This window comes from Alloprevotella sp. Lung230, from assembly GCF_014385435.1.
Taxonomy (GTDB): Bacteria; Bacteroidota; Bacteroidia; order Bacteroidales; family Bacteroidaceae; genus Alloprevotella.
Window position 1 is genome coordinate 472,838 of record NZ_JACSUD010000001.1, and the last position, 17,361, is coordinate 490,198.

General features: G+C 46.7%; 19 protein-coding genes and 1 pseudogene. 8 read left to right on the forward strand and 12 right to left on the reverse strand.

The window, feature by feature from the left end:
• Positions 1 to 24 precede the first annotated feature (24 nt).
• The 3 genes from H8527_RS01860 to H8527_RS01870 are packed head-to-tail and all read right to left on the reverse strand — an operon-like array spanning position 25 to position 1,106.
• Positions 25 to 531, reverse strand: coding sequence for a DUF3408 domain-containing protein (locus H8527_RS01860; protein WP_187545088.1), 507 nt, complete (start codon positions 529 to 531; stop codon positions 25 to 27).
• A complete protein-coding gene (locus tag H8527_RS01865) occupies positions 519 to 833 on the reverse strand; it encodes a helix-turn-helix domain-containing protein (RefSeq protein ID WP_187545089.1) in 315 nt (104 codons plus the stop codon). Before H8527_RS01865 ends, H8527_RS01860 begins: the two co-directional genes overlap by 13 nt.
• 3 nt (positions 834 to 836) lie before the next feature.
• Positions 837 to 1,106 (reverse strand): helix-turn-helix domain-containing protein, encoded by a 270-nt coding sequence (locus H8527_RS01870; protein WP_045168165.1) that lies wholly within the window; start codon positions 1,104 to 1,106, stop codon positions 837 to 839.
• A gap of 516 nt (positions 1,107 to 1,622) precedes the next feature.
• Here H8527_RS01870 and H8527_RS01875 point away from each other — a divergent pair.
• Complete coding sequence (locus H8527_RS01875) at positions 1,623 to 1,784, forward strand: hypothetical protein (RefSeq protein WP_187545091.1); 162 nt, start codon at positions 1,623 to 1,625, stop codon at positions 1,782 to 1,784.
• A gap of 9 nt (positions 1,785 to 1,793) precedes the next feature.
• On the opposite strand, the gene H8527_RS01880 is transcribed toward H8527_RS01875, so the two are convergent.
• Genes H8527_RS01880 through H8527_RS01890 form a run of 3 tightly spaced genes read right to left on the reverse strand, consistent with a single transcriptional unit; the run spans position 1,794 to position 4,807 of the window.
• Complete coding sequence (locus H8527_RS01880) at positions 1,794 to 2,261, reverse strand: DUF1896 domain-containing protein (protein ID WP_106070592.1); 468 nt, start codon at positions 2,259 to 2,261, stop codon at positions 1,794 to 1,796.
• A 52-nt stretch (positions 2,262 to 2,313) separates the two neighbouring features.
• Positions 2,314 to 3,582: a site-specific integrase gene (locus H8527_RS01885; RefSeq protein ID WP_187545093.1), complete on the reverse strand. Its 1,269-nt coding sequence runs from the start codon at positions 3,580 to 3,582 to the stop codon at positions 2,314 to 2,316.
• Between the two features lie 4 nt (positions 3,583 to 3,586).
• Complete coding sequence (locus H8527_RS01890; RefSeq protein WP_187545178.1) at positions 3,587 to 4,807, reverse strand: site-specific integrase; 1,221 nt, start codon at positions 4,805 to 4,807, stop codon at positions 3,587 to 3,589.
• A gap of 287 nt (positions 4,808 to 5,094) precedes the next feature.
• Here H8527_RS01890 and H8527_RS01895 point away from each other — a divergent pair.
• Positions 5,095 to 6,699: pseudogene (locus H8527_RS01895) on the forward strand (helicase-related protein); the annotation flags it as partial.
• Between the two features lie 56 nt (positions 6,700 to 6,755).
• Here H8527_RS01895 and H8527_RS01900 read toward each other — a convergent pair.
• From H8527_RS01900 to H8527_RS01915, 4 genes are all read right to left on the reverse strand, one after another.
• Entirely contained in the window at positions 6,756 to 8,666 is a 1,911-nt protein-coding gene (locus H8527_RS01900) for an ATP-binding protein (protein WP_187545094.1), read from the reverse strand.
• Positions 8,667 to 8,671: 5 nt separating this feature from the next.
• Positions 8,672 to 8,875, reverse strand: coding sequence for a helix-turn-helix transcriptional regulator (locus H8527_RS01905; RefSeq protein ID WP_036870183.1), 204 nt, complete (start codon positions 8,873 to 8,875; stop codon positions 8,672 to 8,674).
• A 169-nt stretch (positions 8,876 to 9,044) separates the two neighbouring features.
• Positions 9,045 to 9,356, reverse strand: coding sequence for a helix-turn-helix domain-containing protein (locus H8527_RS01910; protein WP_187545096.1), 312 nt, complete (start codon positions 9,354 to 9,356; stop codon positions 9,045 to 9,047).
• Positions 9,357 to 9,359: 3 nt separating this feature from the next.
• Complete coding sequence (locus H8527_RS01915) at positions 9,360 to 9,698, reverse strand: helix-turn-helix domain-containing protein (RefSeq protein WP_187545097.1); 339 nt, start codon at positions 9,696 to 9,698, stop codon at positions 9,360 to 9,362.
• A gap of 223 nt (positions 9,699 to 9,921) precedes the next feature.
• On the opposite strand from H8527_RS01915, the gene H8527_RS01920 reads away from it, so the two are divergent.
• Together H8527_RS01920 and H8527_RS01925 are read left to right on the forward strand one after the other, a co-directional pair.
• Entirely contained in the window at positions 9,922 to 10,200 is a 279-nt protein-coding gene (locus H8527_RS01920; RefSeq protein ID WP_187545099.1) for a helix-turn-helix domain-containing protein, read from the forward strand.
• A 38-nt stretch (positions 10,201 to 10,238) separates the two neighbouring features.
• Positions 10,239 to 10,538, forward strand: a complete 300-nt coding sequence (locus tag H8527_RS01925) for a helix-turn-helix domain-containing protein (RefSeq protein WP_187545101.1) — start codon at positions 10,239 to 10,241, stop codon at positions 10,536 to 10,538.
• Positions 10,539 to 10,601: 63 nt separating this feature from the next.
• Here H8527_RS01925 and H8527_RS01930 read toward each other — a convergent pair whose 3' ends face one another.
• Together H8527_RS01930 and H8527_RS01935 are read right to left on the reverse strand one after the other, a co-directional pair.
• Positions 10,602 to 10,964, reverse strand: coding sequence for a hypothetical protein (locus H8527_RS01930; protein ID WP_187545102.1), 363 nt, complete (start codon positions 10,962 to 10,964; stop codon positions 10,602 to 10,604).
• 15 nt (positions 10,965 to 10,979) lie between these two features.
• Positions 10,980 to 12,215, reverse strand: coding sequence for a site-specific integrase (locus H8527_RS01935; RefSeq protein ID WP_187545104.1), 1,236 nt, complete (start codon positions 12,213 to 12,215; stop codon positions 10,980 to 10,982).
• Positions 12,216 to 12,541: 326 nt separating this feature from the next.
• Between H8527_RS01935 and H8527_RS01940 the strand changes: the two genes are divergently transcribed.
• The 4 genes from H8527_RS01940 to H8527_RS01955 all read left to right on the forward strand — a co-directional run bounded on the left by H8527_RS01940 (position 12,542) and on the right by H8527_RS01955 (position 17,195).
• Positions 12,542 to 13,726 carry a hypothetical protein gene (locus H8527_RS01940; protein ID WP_255498483.1) on the forward strand — a complete coding sequence of 395 codons (1,185 nt, stop codon included), beginning with the start codon at positions 12,542 to 12,544 and terminating at the stop codon, positions 13,724 to 13,726.
• 196 nt (positions 13,727 to 13,922) lie between these two features.
• Positions 13,923 to 15,047, forward strand: coding sequence for a DNA polymerase III subunit beta (gene dnaN, locus H8527_RS01945; protein ID WP_187545105.1), 1,125 nt, complete (start codon positions 13,923 to 13,925; stop codon positions 15,045 to 15,047).
• Positions 15,048 to 15,087: 40 nt separating this feature from the next.
• Complete coding sequence (gene coaBC, locus H8527_RS01950; RefSeq protein ID WP_187545107.1) at positions 15,088 to 16,311, forward strand: bifunctional phosphopantothenoylcysteine decarboxylase/phosphopantothenate--cysteine ligase CoaBC; 1,224 nt, start codon at positions 15,088 to 15,090, stop codon at positions 16,309 to 16,311.
• Positions 16,281 to 17,195 (forward strand): DUF4835 family protein, encoded by a 915-nt coding sequence (locus H8527_RS01955; protein ID WP_187545109.1) that lies wholly within the window; start codon positions 16,281 to 16,283, stop codon positions 17,193 to 17,195. Before coaBC ends, H8527_RS01955 begins: the two co-directional genes overlap by 31 nt.
• The last annotated feature ends 166 nt before the right edge of the window (positions 17,196 to 17,361 follow it).

Below are 17,361 nucleotides of genomic sequence, written 5' to 3' on the forward strand. Positions count from 1 at the left end.
CTTGCATTCGAGGAATGCAGTACTTCAGAGTTTCCGCCATCTTTCCACATCATCTTTGTATTGGTCGAGATGTTCTCGAAGCACCTGCTCCACATATCCTGAAACGCTTGCTCCCTGCTCACCGATTTTCCGCACCACGAAGTCCAACTTTCGTTGAGTTTCCTCTGATACATACACGGCTTTGCGGTGGCTGTTGCGAAAGGGCTGGAGATATTTCCCCTGAAACTCGGATAATTGCTTCCTGTCCTTTGTTTTTCTCATTCGTTGATGATTCTCTTCGGTAGAAGTAGCCCTTTCCGTTGGTGACAACTCTGTTTCTTGATAGGACGGTTGAGAATAGTCCTTGTGACTCTCCTTGTCATTTTGTTCCTCAACTTTAACAGGCTCAAATCTTTTCTTTTCCTCTTCATAATCTATGGGCTGATCAAAATCGGGCAACTCTTCGGGCTTGCGGAGCTTAACGCCATAATTGCCCATATCTCGAAGGGCTTGTTCCAGACGTTGTTTCCTTTGTTCATCTATTCTTGCCATAATTTCTTGGGTATTGCGTTATAATGTTTTTCAAGCATTGTCTGTATGTCGCTCTGCTTGTATAGTATCTTCCCTCCGATTTTGTAGAAAGGAAGCGTTCCTAAGTTTCTGTACTCTTGGAGCGTGCGTGTGCTGAGCCGTAATTGGCTACAGACCTCCTCGCCAGTGAGGTAAACCTCTCCGCCCAGCATCGGACGGGCGGTAGCGCAATACCGCTCCAATTTCTTCAATATTCCTTCCATCAGTTGTGAAAACAACTGCATCTGAGGATCTTCCTGCGTAATGATTTCATTCTCCGACATAATTCATTCATTGTTTGCGTTCAGTAACTCCGTGATGTCGCTCTCCTTGTAATAGCACTTGTGTCCAATCATTGAGAAAGGGATTTTTCCCGTATCTCTGTATGATTGCAGGGTACGTTTGCTGATGCCCAAACGCTTGCACACGGCTTCGTTGTCAAGCCATTCGTCCGTTTCGGGCGGATTGCCGATGAGCTTCTCTACACGATGGATAAAGTCTGCAAATTCGGAGCAGTGTCGCTCCCACGCTTTGCGGTCGATGATAATGAGTTTCATTGCCTTGATTTTGTTTTGATTACTTTATTGTTACTCGGCAAACAAACTGTTATGCAGTTCATTGCCGTACTTATCGAGTGCAAAAGTAAACCCTCGGAAGCACCGCTGCAAGAAATGAGGATAAGCAGGGAAATAGAGAGAAAACAAGAGAAAAGACCAAAGGATATCCATCTGTGTTATTGCGGTAATGAGAAGAGGTGCCGGTTCGTTTCATATCAACGAAAATGAAAGCAGGTAACTCGCGAGAGTTCGACAATTCGACATATCGATCGTCCGATAGTTCGATAAATAGATAGTTCGAACGATAGACCGTTTGGATGAACGTAAGAATTATCTATCTCTCTGTGGTTAGATAGATAAATCGTCCGTACGATTGACAGGTAGAATGCTTATTTCATCGCTTGCGTCCAAAGAGCCTGAGTATGCCGTATTCGTTCGGGCATTTCTCTTTGGCGGTCAGCCTACTTTCGCAAGGTTGGAGCGAAAAATACAACCGTACAAAAAAATTAAGCTTGAATGAAAACGGCCTTGACAGATAGAAGAGAAAAGCCCTGCGGTGGAGATTTTTCGCTCCATCAGCAGGACTTGACCTTGCAAGAAAGTGAAGGCAACCGCCATATCTTTGCCCGACCGATTACGGCTTCAGGGGCTTTGCATAAGGCTGTTTATAAAGTGTAAACAAACGTTTTATCTGTCCGTCTGACCTACTGTCGGCAGATTATTGCTCTCGCTGAGCAGCACTATCGTGCCTGTGAGTTCGGTGTAAAGACGGTCGTATTGCTCGTCAGAAGCAAATGTGTCCGTCAAACCGAATTTGTCGAATGTGGCTTGAATAGCCTTGTTCGACAACAGTATGGGTGCGAGTCTTTCGGGGAGTGGCATTGGCAGTTCCTTTTCAAACTCGTTCTCCAAGACAGATACAAGCGTATCGTACTTGGAAAAATGCAAGCCCTGATACAAAACCTCGCTTGCCATGCTCTCTGCTTCGGGGTGCATGAAACCCTGCGCCACGGCATCGCAGTAAGCCGTGAGAGCCATATCTGCCCGTGCATTGATAAACTCCGTATCTTGCAATCTTTCGGGGTGATGCTCACTTATGTAACTTCTTAATTTCAATCGAAAGTAAGAAAGTTCCTGTTTGTTGTTCTCTTTCATAATAGTTTGGTTTTCAATCGTGAATAATAAATGTTTGGCAATTACTTCCTTTTTATCCTTGTTGCTGCACTGCACTCTGCCTTGCGATTGACTCACAATAGCCTTCAAAGGCTGAATGCTCTCTATCGGTGAGTGCAGTCATATCCTCTTGTATCTTGTGGTCGGTTATCTTTCCGTAGATTTGTGTCGTACCTATATTGCTATGTCCGAGCATTTTGCTGAGCGTTTCCATCGAAATACCATTGGAAAGGCAAATCGTGGTTGAGAATGTGTGGCGAGCCATGTGAAAGGTCAAGCCCTTATCTATCCAGCATATCTGCCCGATGTTCACACACGCAAAGGATGCTTTCCTTATTGTAAGATTGGGGAATATTAAATCGTCCGCTTTCTTATCCTTGATATAGAGCGAAAGGATTTGCTTGGCAATGGGCAGGAGTGGGATAATCGCTTCCACATTGGTTTTCTGCCTTTTGATGCGGATTTCCTCTGTGCCGTCTGCATTATGGATGATGTGTTTTGGTTTGAGCCGTTGCATGTCCACACGAGCCAGTCCTGTGAAGGCGCAGAAAAGGAATAGTTGCCTTGCTCTCTCGAACTGCTTGTCAATAATGGGCGTTTGTAATACCCGTTGCAGTTCCTCGGTTGTGAGATACCTGCGTGTTCGGTGTGGTAGTTCCGCCTTGTAGTCCGCAAAAGGGTCGATGCGGATATACTTCTTCTGCTGACCGATGCCGATGAGTTTTCTAAGGAAGATGACCGCTACCTGAATAGTGGCAAGAGAAAGGTTGCGCTCTGATTTAAGGTAGAAGTCCATCCCTTCGATAAAACCATAGTCAAGCGATGAGTAGCGAATATCCTCCAGCCCCAAGCGTTCACGCAAATAAGCCTCAATGAGTTGTGTGGCATAGATGTAGTTGGCAAAGGTCGGCTTGGCTACCGTTATTCCTACGCAAGGACGCTTTTCCTCTATGAAAAGTCGTGCTTCCTCCATAAGAAAACCTTTGGGCTTGTCTTCTTCCATGAGTTCACGCTTCAACAACTCAGTGGTAATATAGCCACGTTGCCAGACTAATTCTTGATACTTCGCTTTGGCTTGGTCCTCTTTGCTTTGTAAATAGCGGTTGATTTCCTTTGTTTCTTCATCTGTTCCCTTGCATCGTCCCTTACGACTGTCCCAAAGTTCGGGAGCGATTTCCTTTCCCGTGCTGTACTGTACTTGTTCTCCGTCTATGGTGATGCGTCCCATAATCGGGCATTTGCCGTTCTTCTTCTCTTTGGAACGGTTGATATAAAAGAGCGTCTTAAATGTACTTCGTGCCATGATGTCAAAATCTTAAGGTGAATGTATCTTGTATGCGTTGTTGCACTTCCTGCATGTCCCGATGGATTCTCTCGGAGGAAACAGCTGCATATACCTGTGTTGTTCTCAAATTTGTGTGTCCGAGCATACGGCTCACCGTTTCGATAGGTACACCTGCCGAGAGTGTGATAAGCGAAGCAAAGGTGTGGCGAGCCATGTGGAAGGTCAGTGGGCGTTCCATGCCGATGTTTCTCTGTATGTAGTGCATGCCATTGAGAATAATGTCAGTAGTAGGGACATCAAATACAAAGCCTGCACGCTTTCCCCTGTACCGCTCTATTATCGCCCAAGCAGGAGGAAGTACTTGTACACGATATGGTGTCTTGGTTTTTATTCGCCTGCCCTTGATGCAGAGTTCGCCTTCTTCCAAGACAATGTTTTCCTCTCTCAGATTGCGGACATCGGAGATGGCAAGCCCTGAAAAGCAAGAAAAGACGAACAAATCACGGACAATACGATAGTTCTCCCATTTAATCTCCAAGTCGATGATGCGCTCAAGTTCTTCCTGCGTAATACTTCGAGGTTCACCCTTTGGTCGCTCGTAACTGTAGCCCAAGAACGGATAAAAGTCCAGCACACCTTTCTTCACCGCCATGCGGACGATGGTCTGCAAGGTGGATAAGGCACTCGATATGCTGCTGCGTTTCAGTCTGCGGTCGATGGTAAGATAATACTCAAAACCCTCGATAAAGGCTTTGTCCAACTGTGAAAGGGGAATGTCTCTTACCTTGTGCTTCTTTTGTACATACTCACGGAGCAGGGAGAACTGGTAGGTACGGAGTTTGAATGTCTTTAAAGCTCTATCAATGCCTATACGCTCCTTTGTCTGTGTGAGATACTCCCCGAAACTCTCCAAGAGCAAGGCTTGGTGGTAGATTTGTCCTTGATAGGCATCCCTCACGTCTGTGGCGGTGAAAGTTTCTTTCCTTTCACTGAGTTCGTGAAAGCGTGTGTGGATGAGTGCGGTGCATTCACCGAGTTTCTGATTGACGGACACCGCCATTGCACTCTTGCCGATAAGCCTTTGCTTGCGGCTGTCCCAAAGAGCGAACGGAGTTTTGCACTTGGTGGAGAAGCCTGAATGGGTTCTGCCTACTGAGATGCGCCCGATGACAGGCACAAGTCCTTTCTTGTCGGTTCGTTTCGCCTGAACGAAGAACGATACTTTCAGTTTGTTTTCCTTCATTTTTCTGTCGTTTTTTCTAAATTTCCTTTGCTTGCAAAGGTACAGATAAACAAGTATTCCCCAGCGATGCAGAAAAATGAAAGATGATGAATAAAAACCTATGACACAGTTGTTTACATTCAATTCGTAACCCCTTTTTGCTTTTTCCCTGATGGGTTACGATTTGGTAACGGAACTCCTGCCGTTTGATGCTCGTTTTCGCTTACCATCAAAATAGCAGAGGAATGCTAAATAGTACTATTTCAAATAGTTACATTCCCTATAACTCCTCCTGTTTCCCTTAATTCTTAATGACTGATTATGCAAGAAAGATGAGTTTGGATCTGAGGCTCATAGATCCCGAGAAGTACTCGGATCATGTGGACAACAAGGCTTCCCACTGTGCCGCCAAGATTGCAGAGTATTATCGGAAGTATGACGCACAGAAAGGTACGCAGTTCGTATTCTCCGACCTCGGAACCTACAAGCCCGGAGAGTGGAATCCTTACAGCGAAATCAAACGGAAGTTGGTGGAGGACCACGGCATACCCGCTCAGGAGATACGCTTCATACAGGAGGCGAAGAGCGACAAGGCTCGAAAGACGCTCATTGCGGGCATGAACGAGGGAACCATTCGGGTACTGTTCGGTTCCACCTCTATGCTCGGTACGGGCGTGAACGCCCAGAAACGTGCCGTGGCTATCCATCATCTTGACTGTCCCTGGCGTCCTTCCGACCTTGAACAGCGGGACGGACGGGCGGTGCGTAAAGGAAACAAAGTAGCCAAGTTTCATGCGGACAACAAGGTGGATGTCATCATCTATGCGGTGGAAAAATCACTTGACAGTTATAAGTTCAACCTATTATATAATAAGCAATTATTTATAGAGCAGCTGAAGAACAATCGTCTTGGCAGCCGTACCATCGACGAGGGAAGCATGGACGAGAAGTCGGGGATGAATTTCTCCGAGTATGTAGCCATTCTTTCGGGAAATACGGACTTGTTGGAAAAGGCGAAGTTAGAGAAGAAGATAGCTGGCTTGGAGAGTGAGCGACGTTCCTTTATGCGCAGCAGGCAGACTTCCCGAAGTCGATTGGACGAAGTGTTGCGTGCCGTGGATGGGAACAAGGAACTGATAGCACGCTTCAAAAGCGACTGGGATCTGTTTGAGAGCAGGGTGCAAAAGGACAAGGACGATAACAAACTCAACCCGATACAGCTGAAAGGCGTGGAAGGCAGCGACCCGAAACGGATCGCAGCCAAACTTGCGGAAGTCAAGGAGCATGCCCGTACCAAAGGGGAGTATTTCGACATCGGCACTCTTTACGGTTTCAAGATAGTGGTCAAGACCGAATCCTCCTCACAGAGTCTCTTCGACTTGTCGCAGAACAGGTTTTTCATCATGGGAGAGAGTGGCATGAAGTACAGCTACAACAACGGAAACATTGCCGCAGACCCGGTGCTTGCCTCCATGAACTTTCTCAATGCGTTGGAAAAGATACCGAGCCTGATACAGAAATACGAGGCGGATACGGTGAAGATAGCTAAAGATATTCCCGTATTGCAGGAGGTGGTCAATGGATCGTGGAAAAAGGAAGAGCAACTGAAAGACCTCAAGACGGAACTTTCTGCACTTGATCGTCAGATACAACTATCCTTAAAGCCGATTGAGCAGGGAGACGCACAGCAGGAAGAGGAGAATGTAGAAGAGCAGAAGGAAATGGAAGAGAACATCTCCGGGCAGTTCCATCCGATTGAGCCTGCCGCTAACGCATCCTCTGTCTGCACGCTTTCGGCTCAAACCGACAGACAGCCCGAAAACGTGGGGCAGAGTATCCGAGATACACAGCCCCTTACGGACGGTGTGCCGTCATTGGCAAGTAAGGTCTTTATCGTCAGACCGAAAATGTAATCAAAACGGACGAACTGCACATGGTTGTAATTCGTCCGTTTAGAATTTATATAACGTCAAAACAACTTTAATTTAGATTGTTGATATAAAGTCATTCCGGGAATATCATCATACATCGTAGCTAATTTATTCCTAAGTCCAAACATTCTCTTCTCTGCGGTATCAACAAGTTGGTCAAAATCTGTCAAGAAGATACTTCCTTCATCTTTAGTACCTGCACGATACTGACGTTGTAGTCCTTTAGCAACTTTATCTCCCACAACAAAAGCAACAATTTTAGCAGTATTAATCCCCAATGTAATCAAACTATCAACATAGTCAGTAGCTTGATTTCTTTCTTTACTTGTTATTTCGAATCCTCCTCTTTTTAGTTCAACTATCAGAACTTTTGTTATCGTAGCCAGTTCATTATCACCAAACTCTTCTACACCTGTCATAGAAAGAGAAGTGTTATCGGCTAAAACGACAAGGTCTGGTCTTCTATTTGTTTTTACTCCGTCCCCACCTAAAATGTCCTTTTTGAACAATGTTTTCATCACCGTCTGAAGTTGCCTGTTAGATGTATATTCGGGAGTGTCATATTCAGGACCGAAGAGCCACCGAGACTCGGTTACAAGAGGATGTAAGACATGCAACTCATCTGTGCTCTTATCTTTAGAAAGTTTTCTTATTGCCTCAATAATAGACAGACGTCTGTCTATTTCACTCAAAACTGTCAAGGCGTCCTTTACAGACCATTTATTCAGTATAGTATTAAGACCTGTAATATCTTCTTCTGAAAGTTGAGAGAGCTTCATTAAAAGTTCCTGTCCATTTTTCGATGATTCTAAATTTAATACAGCTTCAACGGCAATATATACAGTCTCTTTAGTTGCTGTTGGAGAATTTATCGAGATGTTCTCTATAATCTCATCTACCTCATACTGAGCCAATGGAGAAGCATCTTTTAATTTGGCTGCCAATTCTTGTTTTACAGCAGCCTTTGTTTCTTCTAAATTAACCTTTGCCGTTTGTTCAAACATTGTATTCACATACTCCGCAACTGTTCGGTACAAATTCTCTGTTTCATTTGTATTTTTGAAACCACTCCAATCTTCCTTGACCAACTCTGCTAATTCGTTGCTTTGTATTACAATAGTATATCTCTTAGCAAGGGCAGTTCGACCGTCTAAATAGAAAACAGATCCTAATATCCATGACGGAATACCAATTAAACGACCGCTTTCCCAAAAAGCAATTCCCTGATAAATACTTTTACGAGACGATTTTTTTGAATCTATAAAGTTCGCTGTAATGTTATATCCATCTGGAGTCGTTAGTTCAGTCGTATCCAATAACCCTTCCAATTGATCTAAGGAAAGCTGTTGTTTGTTTACTTCGATTACAAACTCAGGATCGTGTAGGAAACGAGAGGATATTATTTCTCTGATTTTATCCACATTGGGAAGGTTTCTTTCAACACGAACTTCCAGTCTTGTACCATGCTTTGAAGTGGATGAGATATTTTGTTCAATGACAGAGATCGCTTGATCTTTTATTTTAGTTGAAACAGTAAGAGAAAGTTCTTTACCGTTTTTTGATGTGACAATATGATACTCGTCATTAAAGCACAAAAGGCTATGTCTGCCAATACCATTGCGACCATAAGCCATACGAGGACTTCTTTTCTTTTTATCTGGAAATAGAACCTGTTTGCCTTGATGTTTTAGTTTGTTATATGCCAGTGTCATCCAACGTTGTTGAAATTCTTCTTCTGTCAATCCATTGCCATCATCTTCTACGACAAGGAATTCTCCATATTCATCGGGAATGAATATGCTTACTTTTGTAGCACCAGCATCCCAGGCATTTGCAACAAGTTCAGTCAAAGCAATATCAGCTTGGCTGGTTATAGAACTGCTCAGCGATCTAACAAGGTAGTCTTCCTCAAAAAGAGAGCGAAATATGGGTTCTGAGTTCTTTTTCATTGTATCTATTTATGGTCATTATCAACCAAAAGTTCTGATATCTTTACATGCAATATTCTTGAAATCTGATATAAAATCTCAAGAGAAGGCTGATGTCGATTACAAGCATAAGCGTTCATGGTACTAAAACTTTTATTAAGTTCCTTCGCCAACCATTTTTGGGAAATGCCCTTTTCCTCAAGAACTTCTTTTATTCTATTTAGTCTCATCATATTTACAAAAGAAACAAGTGCGTATAATTTGCTACAAAAATAGCAAATTATTCTCTATACACCTAATTTCTGAATAAGAAAATCATTTTTGATGAGCAAATCCCGCCTCGTCATCACGACGGGACGGGATTTTATGCAGACAAAACAAAAAGCAAAGCTTTTTCCTCTATGTTTTTCTCTTACGTTTCCTTTTCATGTTCTCTGTGAAATGATGTTTCATAAAGGCGGTTATCTCCGACTCCAGATACCACGTTTTGTGATAGATGATATGAAACGGAAGCGTCCCCGAATCTCGGTAACGCTGCAAGGTTCGCTTGCTGACTTGCAGCATCATACAGACCTCCTGATTGTCCAAGAGCGGCTCACCGTTGAGCATCGGACGTTGGGGAATATCGGGAATGGTCTGCTTCAGATGGTCGAAACGGGTTATGATCCGTTCCATCCATTCAAGAAAAGTGTCTTTGTCCAATAGTTCCATACGCTATTTCGTTCTCTTGCTTTTAAGTAGGAAATTCTGTCTCAGCTCTTTCATGTTTTGAGGGTTGCAGTACAGGCTTTTCTTGCGTATCGCTTCCTCTATGTCTTTCAAGTCGTAATAGCATCGTCCCAGAATAATCTTGTAGCCGATACGTTCCGAACTTCGCAGCCTCTGAAGGGTACGCTGGCTGATGCCGAGTATCTCGGCTAAATCCTTGTTGGTTATCAGGCGGTTTTCATATTCTTCCTTCGCCTGTTCCTCCTTCTCCACATATCGGAGTATCTTCTCTATCTTGCCCACCAAATCATGGTAGGCTTTGCTCTCAATTGTAATGACATCCATCGCCCTTTTTATTTGATTATGGTGCAAAGTTCGGGCATTGAAATCGTTTGGATTGTATGCTAAATATGTACTGAATAGAGATTTTTATTGTCAAGTATTCAAACCCTAAGACACAGGCTGTCATATCAAAGCCACAAGCACGCAGTTAGATGAAAGTATCTCTTTCTCACATACGCTGTCATTACATTTGCATATCGTAATATCCAAACTAAAAAAATGATATATGGAAGTAATCGCAATCGAGAAGAAAACGTATGAAGCCATGATGGAGCGTTTCCGCATCCTGACCGCCAAGGTCGATGCCCTCTGTCGGGAATCGGACGAAAAGAGAATGGGCAAATGGTTGGACAACCAAGATGTCTGCCAAATCCTGAACGTCAGTTTGCGTACACTGCAAACCTATCGAAGTAACCGGACTTTACCTTATACGAAGATAGGCTACAAGATGTACTATAAACCGGAGGATGTACAGAAACTGATAGACAGGTCGGTTTCTCCATGATACAGTATCTTAATCACCACTAAATCCAAAGTAGAACAATGAGCAATAATGTTAAGACCAAGAATGATGAAGAAATCATGCACTTCTTCAATGCCTCCGACCGTATGATAAAAGGGATAGATGCCCTGAGAAAAAGAAACAGACCGATGCTTCAAGGGCAGCGGTATTTGACGGACGAGGAACTTTCCCGACGGCTGCATGTCAATCGACGCACTCTGCAAGACTATCGAGATATGGGGCGTATCCCGTTTATCAAATTAGGAGGGAAAGTCCTCTATAAAGAGGAGGAGGTAGAAAAGTTGCTGCAAGAGAACTACCATCCACGATTTGAGGAATGATGAAAGGAGACAGGCTGTGAGAAATCTTATCCCACAGCCTGTCTCCTTTAGGTCGCACTCCCTTTAGCAGTGCTCTCCGCCAACAGTATAGCAGATTATCATGGGAGGGGAAGAAACAGTCTTCTCCGAAAGCCTGCCGATTATCCACCCTCGCAAAGTCTTTGCCTTTGGCGTGGCTATACGAAACGACAGCATCGTTATCATTTCCATACTGTACAAGTCAATAAATCCCCGTTCGGAGCGGATTGTCCTCACTGCTTCCGTCTCCATCAAAAGACCCTCTTTGAATATCGTTTTGATTTGTGCGTTCACCTTGCCGGAGAAAGCTCCGAACAAGTCGGCTATCTCACAAGCCGACATCCAAACGAGAGTAGCAGGGATGTGTATTTCTCCATTCCCGCCAATGGTTATGATTTCTCTTTTCATAGACATTCCTCCTTATTATATGGTGATACCGTTAAACTGTTCTATCCGGCTTAACTTGTCGGAAAGGGTGTTCATGTCCCGACTCTCCTTCTCGTGGGTGATTTTAGCATAAATCTGTGTCGTGCGAATATTCGTATGCCCAAGCATCTTGGAGAGCGTTTCGATGGGAACTCCGTTGGTCAGACAAATTTCCGTTGCCATGGTATGGCGACTGGTATGCCACGTTATGTTCTTCTCTATACCGCAAAGCCCGATGATTGTTTTGAGGTTCTTACAGGCGGTAATGTACTGAGGAACGGGCAGGAGGTAATCCTCCTTTGCCATCCCGTCATACTTTTCGATAATCCTCAATGGAATGTCCATCAGCATGATATTGGATTCCACGCCCGTCTTCTGTCGCTTGGTCATAATCCACAATTTGCCATCGAATGAAGTCTGCACATTGTCTTTGGTCAGGTTCTTCATATCGGTGAACGACAAGCCGGTAAAGCAACAGAAGACGTACAGGTCACGTACCAACTCCATGGACTTGCGGCGAAACTTCAAATCCATCATTTGACGTATCTCGTCCTTGGTCAGATAATCCCTTTCCGTACTCTCGGCGGAGATGCTGTAGTCCACGAACGGGTCTCGAACTATCCAGCCGTGATTCTGGGCAATGGTAATCATTCGGCGCAAAGGCATCATGTAGATCCATACGGTATTGTTACAGCACTGCTTTTCCGTGCGGAGGAAAATCTCAAAGTCAGTAATAAATGCGGGTGTAAGCTCTCGTAGGGCAATATCGCTCAGACGGTAGCGTGTCTTGATAAATTCTTTCAAGTGCTTGTAAACGGTACAATACTTCTGGTATGTGGAATCACGACGCAGACCGGCAGATACCTGCTTGGAAAAATCCTCATTGTGCTGGGCATAGACCGTCAGCAGTGTCTCGTGCCGCATCTCCAAACCCAAGAAAGCGTTCTTCACTTTCTCCGCCGTGACATAGTTGTCCCTTTCGGCAATCTCCTTGTATTTGGCATTGATACCCACCCGAATCTTGTCCAAGAAGCGGTTGGTTTCCAATGCGACGGAACTTTTTCCCGAAGCCCGGTTGCTCTTGACATCCCATAGATTGGGGAGAATGTTGTATTTGCAACTGAACTGTGCAATGGTTCCGTCGATAGTAATACGACACATCACGGGAACGGAACCATCTTTCTTCGGGGCGTTCTTTTTGAGGTAGAACAGAACCTTAAACGTACTTCGCATAACTCTGGCTCTTTATAAGTTACAAAACTATTTATTGTCAGGTTATCCGCTGATACGCAATTCATTGTACTTTGACGGGAAAGATTCCAAGCATTCATTTTTTCGCCTTTTTTCTTCCCTTTCTCCCTTTATTGGGCTATCTTTGCAGAAGATTTCAGTTGGGGATTAGCTCGTTCGTTACCGTTTTTGCCATTCCTTCCTGCTTGGATATAGGGTAATGTTTTAGTAACGCTACTCTGTCCAAAGTTGGCAAAAGTACGTCTTTTGGCGGTTTTTCCCCCGAATGGTCGAATAATCAGAACTGACTGACTCACAAATCATTTGCTATGTCCTCTCATTTTTTGACCATTAAGGATAGATTTTTGCTGAAAAGATTTCATCTTTCTAATTCAACCAACCAGGATATATTATTATTTTTCCACGACCTACTTATGAACGAAAAATTATACGCATCGGCCCTTTCCAATTATAAGAAATGGGCTGACAGCAACAAGGCAGAAGCGAAATCGGAGTTCAACGAACGTCATGCCTTGTGTGATGAGATGCAATCGTACACTAAAGAACGACTGCAGAACCTAACAGAGGATGAGTTTTTCAATCTCATTGCGCCTCTTTGGGCTATGGGAATGTGGGGAAATAAGCGGTATTACCTCGACAATGTCATTGAAAACAACGGTATGGATTTGCTCCGAGCGCAACTGGTTAACCTGTTTTACGGAAGCACCTCCATCAAGAACCGATGGGATGAGTTTCGGGAGAAGGTCAAAGGAATGGGTCCCGCCTTCATCAGTGAACTGCTGAATAAGTTCAAACCGGAGGAGTATATTCTTTGGAACAAGAAGGCGCTCATTGGGTTTATGGCTTTGGGCATTCCTAACATTCCCAAATCTAATTCAGCACTTGATGGTAAAAAGTATGCCTATCTCTCTAAGGTGGGACGTGAACTTGTGGTTTCTGCCAAGAAGCAAGGTTTTAGTGAAATCGAAGATCTCCTCGCCCTAAACTACTTCATTTGGCAAGAGCTTCAGATTGTTCCCACGGATATGGGTGTACCTTTGGAAGAGGAACCGGAAAAAGAGACAAAAAAACAAAAAGCATTCGTCCACAATGACGTGAGAGACCGCATCCGAGATATTGGTTTGTTTCTGGGTTTCAAGGCAGAAATAGAGAAGAAGATTGCCGACGGAGCGGTGGTGGATGCGCTCTGGGAAGTGTCGGTGGGCAATATGGGACGGATCACTTACGTGTTTGAGGTGCAAACGAGTGGCAGTATCGACAGCCTGTTGCTCAACCTGATGAAAGCCAAGAATAACCCCTCCGTACAAGGTATTGTGGCTGTTTCTGACAGCAAGCAAATCGAGAAGATAAAGAAGGAAGCGGCCTCGCTGAGGGAGATACGCGACGAACTCAAATTCTGGGACTACAACGATGTGCTGAAGGTATTTGACTCGCTTTCCAATGCGTACGAGTCTATCAACGCATTGGGGCTTGTTCCTTCCGGACTGTTCTAATGGGTAAAGAACCATAAGTCAGCGTTCAAAAATGAAAAGTCCGGTTGAAAAAACACTTTTCTCTATCGCCAATGTCGGAAGAATGTTGTAAATTTGTTCCCGATATATGGGGAAAGGGGTGAATTGTATCTGCACAGCACCTCTCCTCCTTCCATCCTCTTCGCATCAAAAACAATCAAAATACCCGCTTCAAGCTATGAAATTTGTCATCTCAAGCAGTTTGCTTTCCCACCGCCTCCAAACCCTGGGTCGTGTGATTGCTTCGAAAAACAGTATGCCCATCCTCGACAACTTCCTTTTTGACGTTGCCGACAATCATCTGACCATCACCGCCAGCGACGGCGAAATCACCCTGCGCACCACCCTCGAACTCGTGGAGAGCGATAGCAATCTCAAGTTTACCATCAACGCCCGCACCATCCAAGATGCCATCAAGGTGATTGCCGACCAGCCCATCGAATTCACCATCGACACCGCCAACTACGAAATGACCATCCACTACCAAAACGGTCATTATTCGCTCGTGGCACAAGGCGCTGATGAATATCCCTTTGTCAAAGACTTGGAAGGCGATATCTCCACCCTCACCCTCGATGCAGAGCGCATCTTCTCGAGCATCAACCGCGCGGTATTTGCGGCGGCCGACGATCCCTTGCGCCCCGTGATGAACGGTGTCTTCTTCGACTATCGCAGCGACGGCTTGGCCGTTGTGGCCTCCGACGGCCGCAAGTTGGCCTGCACCCGCCTGCTCAACGTGACCACCGAGGCACCCACCTCGTTCATCCTCCACAAGAAGCCCGCCACCCTCATCAAGGGAATTCTCCAGAAGGAAGTGGGCGATGTGGTGGTGAAATTTACCAAGCGCAACGCCACCATCGAGAGTGAGAACTATCATCTCTCCTGCCGCCTCATCGAGGGGAGTTTTCCGAACTACAACAGTGTCATTCCGCAGAACAATCCCAACCTCGTCACGGTCAATCGTGCGGCCATCATCGACACGCTCAGCCGCGTTGCTGTTTCAGCCAATGCCAGCAGTCCGTTGGTGAAGCTCCACATCGAACCGGGACGCCTTGTGCTCTCCACCCGCGACAGTGACTACAGCCGTTCGGGCGAAGAAACGTTGCTCTGCGACTATCAGGGCAACCCGATGAACATCGGTTTCAAGTGCAACCTACTCCAAGAGTTGCTCAACAATCTGGAAGGCGAGGAAGTGGTCATCCAGTTGGCCGACCCCTCTCGCGCCGGTATCATCGTGCCTGCCCAGCAGCAAGAGGATGAACACGTGCTCATGTTGCTCATGCCCATGATGCTCAACGAATAATTTGCTTCTTCCGGACCTCTCTAAAAGCTACTTTCCCACCATGCTCAAAGGCAAACACATCGTGCTCGGCATCACGGGCAGCATTGCCGCCTACAAGGCTTGCACCTTGGTGCGCCTGCTTGTCAAAGCCGGTGCTGAGGTGCAAGTGGTGATGACCCCAGCCGCCAAGGAGTTTGTCACACCGCTCACCCTCTCCACCCTCAGCCGCAACGCTGTGGTGAGCGAGTTTTTCGACCGGCGTGACGGTTCGTGGCACAGCCATGTCGACCTCGGCCTGTGGGCCGACGCGATGGTCATTGCCCCAGCCACAGCCGCCACCCTCGGCAAAATGGCGCATGGTGTGGCCGACAACATGCTCATCACGACCTATCTGTCGATGAAAGCCCCTGTGTTTGTCGCTCCGGCTATGGACTTGGACATGTTTCGCCACCCCTCCACGCAAGCCAATCTGGACATCTTGCGAGGATATGGGCACCAGATTATAGAGCCTACGGCCGGCGAATTGGCTTCGGCACTGGTGGGCAAAGGGCGGATGGAAGAGCCTGAGGCGATTGTCGAAGTGCTCAACAGCCACTTTGCGGCCGACGAGGCAGAACTACCTGCTTTGGGCAAGCGCATCCTCATCACTGCAGGGCCTACGCACGAAAAGATTGACCCCGTGCGCTTCATCGGCAACTATTCTACAGGGAAGATGGGCTTTGCTCTGGCCGAAAGTTGCGCCCACATGGGCTGGACGGTGGAACTCGTGGCCGGGCCGGTGCAGTTGTCGACGGTTCATCCCCGCATTCACCGCACCGATGTGGAGAGTGCTGCCGAAATGTACGAAGCCGCCACCCGGATTTTCCCCACGTGCGATGCGGCCATCCTCTGCGCAGCGGTAGCCGACTTCACGCCCGCCCATCCGGCTCGGGAGAAGGTGAAACGCGAGACAACGGGAGATTGGCAACTCGACCTGCTGCCCACCCGCGACATTGCTCGACAGCTCGGAGAGATGAAGCGTCCCGACCAGCGACTGGTGGGATTTGCCCTCGAAACGCACAACGAGATGGCGCATGCTCTCGACAAGCTCCGGCGCAAGCACTTAGACGCCATCGTGCTCAATTCGCTCAACGACCCTGGTGCAGGTTTCGGGTACGACACCAACCAAATCACGCTGATTGACGCCGCGGGTATGGCACAAACGTTTGCCCTCGCTCCGAAAAGCGAAATTGCCGACCACATTGTTCACTATCTATGGCAAAAGCATTTCTCCTCTTCCTCCTGACTTGTGCCTGCCTGTTCGGCACGACCGCGGCAGCGCAAGAACTCGACGCCCGCGTCACGGTCAATCATCAGCAGGTGCAGGGCACCAGTACGGCGGTGTTCGACAATCTGCAACAGGTGCTCACTGAGTTTATCAACGAGCACCAGTGGACGCAATTGAACTTCCGCCGCTCGGAGCGCATCGCCTGCTCGTTCAACTTCACCGTGCAGAAATACGACGAGGCCGACCACAAGTTGGAGTGCGCCCTCACGGTGAGTGCCACACGCCCCGTCTACAACGCCTCCTACACGACCACCACCTTTTCCACACGCGATGGCAACTGCAACTTCCGCTTTCAGGAGTTCGACAAACTGGAGTTTCGCCCCGAAGCCATCGACAACGACCTGACGGCGATCGTGGCCTATTACGCCTACCTCATCATCGGCTGGGACCTCGACACAATGTCGCCCCAAGGAGGCACCGAAGCCTTGCAGACGGCGCTCAACATCTGCAACAACGCCCAAACCCTCACGCTCTCTGCCCGCGGCTGGAAGTCTTTCGACGACGGCAAAAACCGCTATGCCATTGTCAACGACTATCTGGACGGACGCATGGAGCCATTCCGCAAGATGCAATATAAGTACTATCGCGAAGGGCTGGACGTGATGGCCGAAAATGCCGAGCGCGGACGGGCGGCCATCACCGAAGCGTTCGATCTTCTGGCGCAAGCGCACAACAACAAGACGATGAGCCAACTGCCGCAACTGTTCACCGAGTTCAAGGCCGATGAGATTGCCAACATCTACCAAGGACACGCCACGCAAAAAGAGAAAGAGGCGGTCGTAGAACTGCTCAGCAAACTCAATGCGTCGAAAAATCCAACGTGGAACAAAATCAGAAACTAAGTAGGTGTTCAAAAGTAATTGATGCTATATTTGTTTCCATTTTTCGTCAGGTCGTCTTTGTAAAGAAGGAGTGTAGCGGGCTACACGGCTGATGAACAAAGGCGAGATGGCGGAAAAGGGAAATAAAGAGAGCATCAAAATAGAGAGCCACCTACGACTAAGATAG